The following is a 10,298-nucleotide window of genomic DNA, read 5'->3' as shown; positions in this document are numbered from 1 at the left end:
GCTGGGAGCCTTCCTGTTCTTCGCCCTGATCGGCAACGCCACCATTTGCGGCATGATTTCCGGCGCCCACGACCGTTATCAATCCCGGATTGTATGGATCGTGCCGTTCGCCTTCCTCTTGACCGATCCCCGGGCGCTGCGCCGGCTGGGGGCCGACGATGTCGCGCGGATCGGCGTTGCGAATTGCGACAAATACCGCGATACCGCGGGGTCGCATTCGAGGGCGTGCCCCGGCACATCGGTATGACTGATTCGCTTGCATTGTCGGGCCGGGTGGGCCGGGATCGGATTCCGGCGGCGCATCTGTCCGGGCTGGGCGCCGAAGTGGCCGCGATCCTGCTCTTGACGCCGATGTTCCTCTACGCGGCGTGGTGGAACGGCTTCCCGTTCATGTTCTTCGATTCGGGCGCCTATGTGCTGGAGGGCTTCCGGCGCTTCTTCGTGCCCGAACGCTCCCCCGGCTATTCGCTGTTCCTCGACTACACCCATGGCCGCGACAGCCTATGGTACGTCGCCTGGGTCCAGGCGGCGATGACGGCGTTCGTCATCGTCCAGTTCGCCCGGGCGGTGTGGCCGCGCACGACGCTGTGGACGCTGCTCAGGGTGGGAGCGGCGCTGTCGGTGCTGACCAGCATCGCCTGGTTTGCCGGCCAGATCGAGCCCGACTGCTTCACGGCGGTATTCATCCTGGCGTTCTATCCGCTGGCGTTCAAATTGAAGCAACTCGGCTGGGTACGGGCCATTTTGCTGATCCCCGTCGCGGGCGTCGCGATCGCCTGCCATCCCTCGCACCTCGGTACCGCCGCCGGGCTGGTGGTGTGTCTGGCGCTGGTGTGGGTGCCGAGTCTGATCTGGCGGCAGCGCAAATTCCCCCGGCCGAACGTGATCCTGCCGCTCCTGTGCTTCGCTCTTGGGCTGGGGCTCGTGGTTCAGGCCAACCACATGCTGGTCAAAAACGTGCCGCAGATCAGCGAGAAGTATTTCGTCAGCCGCTCGGGCACGTATTTCCTGGCGGCCCGGCTGATGGGCGACGGCGTCGTGACCAAGACGCTGAACGATCTCTGCCCGTCGCAGCCGCAACTGGTGCTGTGCCCCTATAAGGACCATCTGCCCAAGACGGCGGACAATTTCCTGTGGGGGCGGGAAAGCCCGTTCAACAAGGTCGGCCGCTTCTATGGCCCCAAGGACGACTACGATCTGATCGTCCGCCACAGCCTTATCCATTACCCGCTGCAGAGCCTGTTGCCCGGGCTGTGGGGTGCGGTCCGGCAGTACGGCATGATCCGCACCGGCGACGGCGTCGAGCCCCAGGTCTGGGTGCTGCGCGACCTGTTTTACGGCTTCATGCCGAAGCAGCGGATCGCCTACATGACGGCGCACCAGCAGAAGGGCAAAATCCACTTCGGCGCGGTCAACGTCGTGCATGTGCCCTTGGCGTTCCTGGCGCAGGCGTGGCTCGCCTGGGTACTGTGGCGGGCGCTGAAACGGCGGCGCTGGAACCTGGCGACGCTGCCCGCTTTCGTGCTGGTGGCGCTGATTGGCAACGCCCTGGTTTGCGGCCTGTTTTCCGGTCCGCACGACCGCTACCAGTCGCGGGTGGCGTGGGTGCCGGTGCTGATTGTTCTGTTGACGGCCCGCGGAAGCGTCGAACGTGCCTTGCGACAGCCCGTCGAATCCGGCACTTAATCGTAAAATGGGTATGATCCGCATTTCGCCGTCCATTCTGTCCGCCGATTTCTCCCGCTTGGGCGAGGAAATTGCGGCGTTGGACAAGGCCGGCGCCGACCTGATCCATGTCGACGTCATGGACGGCCATTACGTGCCCAACATCACCACCGGACCGCCGATCGTGAAGGCGCTGAGGCCGCACACCAAGAAGCCGTTCGACGTTCACCTGATGATCGCGCCGGTCGATCCGTTCCTGGAGGCGTTTGCCGAGGCCGGGGCAGACGGCATCACCGTCCATCCCGAGGCCGGGCCGCACATCCACTCGACGCTGCAGAAGATCCGGAGCCTGGGCAAGAAGCCGGGCGTGGTGCTCAATCCGGGCACGCCGATCGACCATATCGATCCGGTGCTCGACCTTGTCGATCTGGTCTTGATTATGACGGTCAATCCCGGCTTCGGCGGCCAGAGTTTCATCACCAGCCAGCTCAAGAAGATCGAGGCGGCGGCGGAGCGCATCGCCAAGTGCGGCCGCCCGGTCGCGCTCGAGGTCGACGGTGGTATCAACAAGACGACGGTGAAGCAGGCGATCAACGCCGGGGCCGACACCATCGTGGCCGGAACCGCCGTGTTCCGCGGTGGCGCCAAGTGCTATGCGGCCAACATCTCGGCCCTCAGGGGCTAGGGTGACCGCGGCGCGCCCGAACCGACCATCGCTGGCGCTTCTCCCCGAGGCGCTGAGGATCGCCGTATGGCGCGCGAGCGGGCGCCTGCGCCGCTGGGGCCGCCGCACCTGGATATATCGCCGCCTGCTCGCCGGGCCGCTCGCCGACCACATCGTCTACTGCCCGGTCGATACCTTGCCGCGCAAGCTCGACGACGCCGATGCGCTGCTGCGCGGCAAATTCAAGTTCGTGGGCGAAGTCGCTGACGCGCGGGATCGTTCCATCTTCGACCGGCCGGCGCCGTCGGCCGAGTGGCGCGAGGCGTTGCACAGTTTCGTCTGGCTGCCGCCGCTGGCGGCTGCGAACGGCGAGGCGGCGCGCACGCTGGCGACCAATCTGGTGTCGCAATGGCTGAAGCGCAACGCCAAATACACCGAACCGGGCTGGCTGCCGCACATCATCGCCCGCCGGCTGGTGGCGGTGTTTGCGCACGGCCGCTTCATCCTCACCAACGCCGACATGCTGTGGCGCTCCAAGGTCTATGTCACCCTGCGCGAGCAGTCGCGGATGCTGGCGCGCACCGCGGCGGAGGCGCCCGAGGGTCTGCCGCGGATCGAAGCGGCGGCGGCGCTGGCGCTGTCGGGCGTATGCCTCGACGACAGTCCCAAGCGGCTGGAGTTGGGTTTGGCGCGGCTCGAAGACGAACTGGCGCGCCAGATATTGCCCGATGGCGGCCACATCAGCCGCTCGCCGGAGGTGCTGGTCAACGCCTATCGCCAAGTCGTGATGGTGATGGAGGTGCTCGCCGCGACCGGTCAGATCGCGCCGCCGGGTCTGCGCACCGCCCACGACCGCATGGCGCCGATGGTGCGCTTTTTCCGTCATGGCGACGGCGCCCTGGCGCTGTTCAACGGCGGCGGCGAATCCAGCGCCAAGATGATCCACGCGCTCTTGCATCGCGACGACGTCAAAGGCCAGCCGTTCGGCTATGCCCGCCATTCCGGCTATCACCGCCTGCACGCGTCGCGGACGCTGGTGCTGTTCGATTGCGGCGCGCCGCCGCCGGGTGCGTTTTCGAACGATGCTCATGCCGGATGCCTCGCGTTCGAGCTGTCGGCGGGGGCTCATCGCATCATCATCAATTGCGGCACCGCAACCCACGCCGCCCATCATCACTGGCAAGAGGCGTTGCGCGCTACCGCCGCCCATTCCACGGTGACCATTGCCGATACCTCGAGCGCCACGGTGCTGCGCGAGGGCTGGATCAAGACGCTGGTGGGGCCGCGCCTCGTGCATGGGCCAGACGCGATCGAGACGCGACGGATCGAGACCGGGAAAGGCAACATCGTCGTCGCCAGCCACGACGGCTACACCACCCTGTTCGGCATCCGCCACGAACGCGAACTCACGCTATCGCCGCACGGTCTGGCGCTGACCGGCACCGACCGCCTGCTGCCGCGCCAGGACCGCAAGGAGACGCTGCCGTTCGCGGTGCGCTTCCACATCCACCCCGACGTCCGCCTCAGCCGCGCCGAAAGCGGCTACATCCTGCTCAAGCTGCCGAACGGCGAAGGCTGGCGTTTCCGCGCCACCGCGCCAGTGACGGTGGAGGAAAGCGTCTATCTCGGCGGCGACGCCATCCGGCGCTCCGAACAGCTCGTCATCGCCGGAGAAGTGCGGGGCGAGCCGGTCGAAATCGGCTGGATCATCGAACAGATCGGGCAGGGCGAGGCGCCACGCTGATGCCGCCCTTCCGGCCGCATTCCCCAGGCGGTTCCGGCGTGCTAATGCCGTAACGCAAAGCAACGCGACACGAGGCGGCCGGTGACGACCACGACACGCATGCCAGCCGTCAAAGGGGTCGTGTTCGACCTTGGCGGCGTGGTCATCGACTGGAACCCGCTCTACCTCTATCGCAAGGTGTTCGACGGCGACGAAACCAAGGCCGTCAACTTCCTTGCCACCATCTGCACCGGCGAATGGAACGGCCAGCAGGACGCCGGTCGCGACCTGATCCAGGCGACGGCGGAGCGCGTTGCCAAGTTTCCCGAATGGGAGCGCGAAATCCGCGCCTATTACGGCCGCTGGATCGAGATGATCGGCGGCGGCATTCCCGGCACCGCGGAACTGATGGTGGAGCTGAAGGCGGCGGGCATCCGGCTGTTCGCGCTGTCGAACTGGCACTGCGAAACCTTCGCCCGGGTGCGCCACAGTTACAAACAACTCGACCTGTTCGAGCACATCGTGCTGTCGGGCGAATACGGCTGCATCAAGCCCGATCGGGCGCTCTACGAGATCGCGCTGCGCTGCTACGGCATGGCGGCGGAAAATCTCGTCTTCGTCGACGACAGCCCGGCCAATGTGGACGGCGCGGCTCAGGTCGGCTTGCCGGCGCTGCGCTTCACCGGCGCTGATAGGCTGCGTCGCGACTTGACCGACCTCGGGGTGCCGCTGCCGTAGCCTCCTGCAGCATGTGTAAACGCCAGTTCAGGGAGCGGCGAATGCCAGATCCGTTTGACACGGTGCTTGACCTGCACGCGCAGGGCCGCTTGGCCGAAGCGGAGGTATTGTGCCGCCGCATCATCGCCGCCGAACCGGGACGCGCCGATGCGCTCTTGATACTGGGCATGGTGCGGGCGCAAAGCGGCGATCTTCGTGAAGGGCTCAGCTTCATCGATCGTAGTCTCGGCCTCGCGCCGGATGTGCCGCTGGGCCATTGCTTCCGAGGCTGGGTGCTGACGCAGGCGCGCCGTCCTGCCGAGGCGCTCGTCGCCTATCGCCGCGCCGTGGAACTGCAGCCCGATCATGTGGAGGCCTGGTTCAACAGCGCCCACCTGCTGTTTGCGGCCGGCCGCTTGGAGGAGGCGCTTGCCGCCTTCGACGCCGTCCTCCGGATCGAGCCTGGATTGGTCGATGCGCGCTGCGCCCGCGCCGTGGTGCTGTCGAAGCTCAACCGCCTCGACCAGGCGCTCACCACGTTGAACGATGTCGTCGCGGCCAATCCCGGATTTACGCCCGGGCTCAACCTGCGCAGCGACCTCTTCAGCGAACTCGGTCGTTCCGGAGAGGCGCTCGCCGATGCCGAGCGTTCGCTGGCGCTCGATCCGAACCAGGCGCCGGCCCATGTCAGCCGTGCCACGGCGCTGATCGCGTTGCACCGGCCCGACGAGGCGGAAGGCGCGGTCGCGCGCGCGCTGCAACTTCAGCCAAATCTGGCGGCCGCGCTGATGCTGCGCGGTACGCTGCACCGTCAAGCGGGGCGCTTCGCGGCAGCGCTTGTGGACGGCGACCGTTCGATCGCGCTCGCGCCGGGCGATGCCATGGCGCATGTCAGCCGCGGCGCGATGCTGATGGCGCTGGGGCGCAACGAGGACGCGCTGGGGGCGTTGAACCGCGCCGCGGAGCTGGCGCCCCAGCTGGCGAAAGTCTATGCGACGCGCGCTCTGGCGCTGCGTCATCTGCAGAATTACGACGCCGCGCTGGCCGATTGCGACCGCGCCCTGGCGATCGATCCGGCGCTGACGCTGGTGCCGGCGGAGCGGTTCCTGCTGGCGGGGATCGTCTGCGACTGGCGCCAGCGTGCTGCACGGTTGGCGGACCTTGCCCGGCGCGTCGGTGCCGGCGAGCCGGTCAATGCTTGGGTGGTGGCGACGTCAATCGACGATCCGGCGCTGCAGCTCGCGGCGGCGAAATCCATAGCGCGGCCTGCCTCGGCCCCGCGCCCGCACACGCCGCCGCACGACCGGTTACGGATCGCCTACCTCTCGCCCGATTATCACGAACATCCTTCCGCCAATCTGATCGTGGAACTGATAGAGCGGCACGACCGGGCGCGGTTCGAAACCTTCGGCGTTGCCTTGCGCGACGGTCCCGACAACGCCATCCGCAGGCGGAGCGCCGCGGCGTTCGAGCATTTCATCAGCGCCGGATCGCTGTCGGATGCGGACCTCGTGGCGCAGCTGCGGGCGGCGGAAATCGATATCGCGGTCGATCTCAGCGGTCACACCGGCGGCGGACGCCCGTCCGTGTTCGAGTTGCGCCCGGCGCCGCTGGCGGTGAATTATGCTGGTCATCCCGGCACCATCGGCGCCGACTGGATCGACTACATCCTGGCCGATCCGGTGGTCATTCCGCTGGGCAGCGAGGCGCATTTTTCCGAGGCTGTCGTGCGTCTGCCGCGTTGCTTTCTGCCGAGCGACGGTGCCAGCGAGGTCGAGGCAACGCCGACACGGGCCGAAGCCGGGTTGCCGGACTGCGGTTTCGTGTTCTGCTCGATCAACGCGAACTACAAGATCACGCCGGAGATGTTCGACGTCTGGATGCGGCTGCTGGCGGCGACGGAAGGCAGCGTGCTGTGGCTGCTGGTGGATAACGCCACGGCGCGGCGCAATCTGCAGGCCGAGGCCTCGGCGCGCGGCATCGATCCCGGCCGTCTGGTGTTCGCCGACCGCTTGCCGCGGCCGAGCTATCTGGCGCGGCTGAAGCTGGCCGATCTCTTCCTCGACACGCTGCCCTGTAACGCCCACACCACCGCCAGCGACGCGCTGCGCATGGGGGTGCCGCTGGTGACCGCGCCGGGTCGCGGATTCGCCGCCCGTGTCGCAGCCAGCCTGGTGACGGACGCCGGTCTTGCCGAACTGATCACGCCCGATTTGGCCGGTTATGAAGCGCTCGCGGTGGCGCTGGCGCATACGCCGGACCGCCTCGCGGCGCTCAAAGCGCGGTTGGCGCAGCCGCTGTTCGATTCTGCCCGTTTGGCCCAGGCGGTCGAGCGCGCCTACGAGGCAATGTGGCGGGTGCATACAGCGGGGCTGCCGGCCGCCGGTTTCGCCGTTCCGGACGCATGATCCAATCGTGCGGCGGGCTGGCGGCGACAAGATCGTGCGTCGCGGTCAAGCATGCACCGTAGCGGGTTCAGCCATCGCGAACGCGTGCTTGCGCGGGGGTGGGGGGCGCGTTATCGGATTCGCGTCGCCAGGAGATCCAAATCCCATGAAAGCGCTTGTGAAAACGACGGCCGCCGAGGGCATCTGGCTCAAGGACGTTCCGGTGCCGGAGTACGGCATCGACGACGTGCTGATCAAAGTCCTGAAAACCGGCATCTGCGGCACCGACGTGCACATCTACAATTGGGACGCCTGGGCGCAGAAAACCATCAAGCCCGGCACCACCATCGGCCATGAATTCGTCGGCCGCATCGTCGCCGTCGGCGCCAACGTGCATGGCCACAAGGTCGGCGAACTGGTCAGCGCCGAAGGCCACATCATCTGCGGTCATTGCCGCAACTGCCAGGCGGGACGGCGGCATCTCTGCGCCAACACGCTGGGAGTCGGCGTCAATCGCAACGGCGCCTTCGCCGAATTCGTCGCCGTGCCGGCGCTGAATCTCTGGCATTGCAGCGACAAGGTGCCGGAAGAGATTTACGCCATCTACGATCCGCTCGGCAACGCGGCCCATACCGCGCTGGCGTTTGATCTGGTCGGCGAAGACGTGCTGATCACCGGCGCCGGCCCGATCGGCATTGGGGCGGTGCCGATGGCGATCAAGGCGGGGGCACGGTATGTGGTCATTACCGATGTCAACGAGTACCGTCTCGGACTGGCGAAGAAACTCGGCGCCACCGCGGCGGTGAATGTCGCGACCGAGGACCTGAAAAAGGTCATGGCCGAGCTTGGCATGCAGGAAGGCTTCGACGTCGGCCTCGAAATGAGCGGCAATCCGGCCGGCTTCCGCCAGATGCTGGACACCATGGCCAACGGCGGCAAGATCGCCATGCTCGGCATTCAGCCCGATCAGACCGGCATCGACTGGAACACGGTCGTGTTCAAGGGCCTGACCCTGCGCGGCATCTACGGGCGCATGTTCGGCGAGACCTGGTACAAGCTGACCAGCATGATCCAGGCCGGCATGGATATCACGCCGGTCATCACCCACCGCTATTCCTACAAGGATTTCCAGGAAGGCTTCGACGTGATGCGCTCCGGGCGCTCCGGCAAGGTCGTGCTGGATTGGAGCGAATTATGAACCTCGATGACTCGCTGAAGGCCGATCTCGCTGCGATGGCAAAGGCGGGAACGCTGAAGAGCTTCCGCCACATCACCGGGCCGATGGACACCGAAGTCGGCATGGAAGAGAAGCCGGGCCGCATCCTGGTGCTGTCGTCGAACAATTATCTGGGATTGGCCGATCATCCCGAAGTGGTGGCGGCCGGCAAAGAGGCGCTCGACAAATACGGCGCCGGCACCGCGTCCGTCCGCTTCATCTGCGGCACCTTCGCGATCCATCACGACATCGAGACGACGCTGGCGCGGCTGTCGCGCACCCATGCGGCGCTGACCTATGTGTCGTGCTGGGCCGCCAATACCGGCCTCATTCCGGCGGTGGCGGGCGAGGGCGACGCGATCGTGTCCGACGCGCTGAACCATGCCTCGCTGATCGACGGCTGCCGCGGTTCGAAAGCCAAGCGCCTGGTCTATCGCCATTCCGACATGGACGATCTGCGCGACAAGCTCGCCGAGGTGAAGGCTGCGCGCCGCATCTTCATCGTCACCGACGGCGTTTTCTCGATGGAAGGCGACATCGCCAAGCTGCCCGACATCGTGCATCTCGCCAAGCGCTACAACGCCAGCGTCATTCTCGACGACAGCCACGGCGTCGGCGTGATGGGCAAGCACGGCCGCGGCACCGCCGAGCATTGGGGCGTGGAAGGCCAGATCGCGATCATCACCGGCACGCTGGGAAAGGCGCTCGGCGGCGCTGCCGGCGGCTATGTGGCGGGCTCGGACACGCTGGTAAAGTATCTCAGCCAGATGTCGCGGCCGCAGCTGTTCTCCAACGCCCTGCCGGCGACCATCGCCGCCTCGGCCAAGAAGGCGATCGAGATCCTGGAACGCGAGCCCGAGCGCGTCACGCGGCTGCATGCGCTGGCGAAAATGATGCGCGATGGCCTCAAACGCCTCGGCTTCAAGCCGCTCGACGGTGACAGCGCCATCGTCCCAATCATCGTCGGCGACACCGCTTTCGCGATCAAAATGAGCCAGGAGCTGCTGAACGAAGGCATCTTCATCACCGGCTTCGGCTATCCCGTCGTCCCCGAAGGCACCGCCCGCCTGCGCATCCAGATGTGCGCCTCGCTGACCGACGACCAGATCGCCTTCGCGCTGGAGAAGTTCGAGGTCGTGGGCAAGCGGCTGGGAGTGATTTAGGCTTTCTGCCCCCGCGGGCGTGAAGGTGTCATCGCAGGCACGCAGACCGTGGGGGAAGTCCGGCGAAGCTGGAAAGGGGGCTCACGATGCACTGGAGCCCCCTTCGCCCTGACGGGCACTTCCCCCACGCTCTACCTGCCGGTGGGCAGACCGCGTCGCGCGCGGGGGCAGAAAGCGACCTTCGACTGCGACAACATTGCAGCGCGCCCCGGGCTTTGGTAAAGCTCGTCTCCCGCCGATTTCCCCCGGAGAATCAGATGGTTCAGTTCACGCTGCCGAAAGGTTCCAAGCCCGTCAAAGGCAAGACGTGGGAAGGGCCCAAGGAGCCGAACGGCAAGAAGGCCAAGCGGACCAAGGAATTCAAGATCTACCGCTACGATCCGGCGAGCGGGGACGATCCCCGCATCGACACCTATACCGTCGATCTCGACAGCTGCGGGCCGATGGTTTTGGACGCGCTGATCAAGATCAAGAACGAGATCGACCCGACGCTCACCTTCCGCCGCTCGTGCCGCGAGGGCGTCTGCGGCTCGTGCGCCATGAACATCGCCGGCACCAATGGGCTCGCCTGCACCAAGGCGATCACCGATCATTCCGGCCCGATCAAGGTCTTCCCGCTGCCGCACATGCCGGTGGTGAAGGACCTCGTGCCCGACCTGACCCATTTCTTCGCCCAGCACGCTTCCATCAAGCCCTATCTGCAGACCAAGACGGCCGAGCCGGAAACCGAATGGAAGCAGTCGCCGGAAGAACGCGCCAAGCT

The 10,298-nt window shown here is 66.3% G+C and carries 8 protein-coding genes and 1 pseudogene; all 9 read left to right on the top strand.

What is annotated here, in order from left to right; translation table 11 throughout:
- Positions 1 to 247: pseudogene (locus tag AC1P6P_RS10115) on the top strand (hypothetical protein); the annotation flags it as partial.
- Complete coding sequence (locus tag AC1P6P_RS10110; RefSeq protein ID WP_481402319.1) at positions 244 to 1,686, top strand: hypothetical protein; 1,443 nt, start codon at positions 244 to 246, stop codon at positions 1,684 to 1,686. The pseudogene AC1P6P_RS10115 and the gene AC1P6P_RS10110, both read left to right, overlap by 4 nt.
- 7 nt (positions 1,687 to 1,693) lie before the next feature.
- Positions 1,694 to 2,350 carry a ribulose-phosphate 3-epimerase gene (gene rpe, locus AC1P6P_RS10105; protein ID WP_481402318.1) on the top strand — a complete coding sequence of 219 codons (657 nt, stop codon included), beginning with the start codon at positions 1,694 to 1,696 and terminating at the stop codon, positions 2,348 to 2,350.
- 1 nt (position 2,351) lies between these two features.
- Positions 2,352 to 4,073 carry a heparinase II/III family protein gene (locus tag AC1P6P_RS10100; RefSeq protein ID WP_481402317.1) on the top strand — a complete coding sequence of 574 codons (1,722 nt, stop codon included), beginning with the start codon at positions 2,352 to 2,354 and terminating at the stop codon, positions 4,071 to 4,073.
- A gap of 81 nt (positions 4,074 to 4,154) precedes the next feature.
- A complete protein-coding gene (locus tag AC1P6P_RS10095; protein ID WP_481402316.1) occupies positions 4,155 to 4,790 on the top strand; it encodes an HAD family hydrolase in 636 nt (211 codons plus the stop codon).
- A 41-nt stretch (positions 4,791 to 4,831) separates the two neighbouring features.
- Positions 4,832 to 7,177 carry an O-linked N-acetylglucosamine transferase family protein gene (locus AC1P6P_RS10090; protein WP_481402315.1) on the top strand — a complete coding sequence of 782 codons (2,346 nt, stop codon included), beginning with the start codon at positions 4,832 to 4,834 and terminating at the stop codon, positions 7,175 to 7,177.
- Between the two features lie 145 nt (positions 7,178 to 7,322).
- Positions 7,323 to 8,354 (top strand): L-threonine 3-dehydrogenase, encoded by a 1,032-nt coding sequence (tdh, locus tag AC1P6P_RS10085; RefSeq protein WP_481402314.1) that lies wholly within the window; start codon positions 7,323 to 7,325, stop codon positions 8,352 to 8,354.
- Positions 8,351 to 9,535, top strand: coding sequence for a glycine C-acetyltransferase (locus tag AC1P6P_RS10080; protein WP_481402313.1), 1,185 nt, complete (start codon positions 8,351 to 8,353; stop codon positions 9,533 to 9,535). The genes tdh and AC1P6P_RS10080 overlap by 4 nt, the downstream gene beginning before the upstream one ends.
- 257 nt (positions 9,536 to 9,792) lie before the next feature.
- Positions 9,793 to 10,298: 2Fe-2S iron-sulfur cluster-binding protein (locus AC1P6P_RS10075; protein ID WP_481402312.1), on the top strand; the 506-nt coding region annotated here is incomplete at its 3' end.

This window comes from Rhizomicrobium sp. (assembly GCF_056722145.1).
The sequence above is the reverse complement of the archived record's forward strand: the minus strand, read 5'-3'. Positions and strand labels throughout refer to the sequence as shown.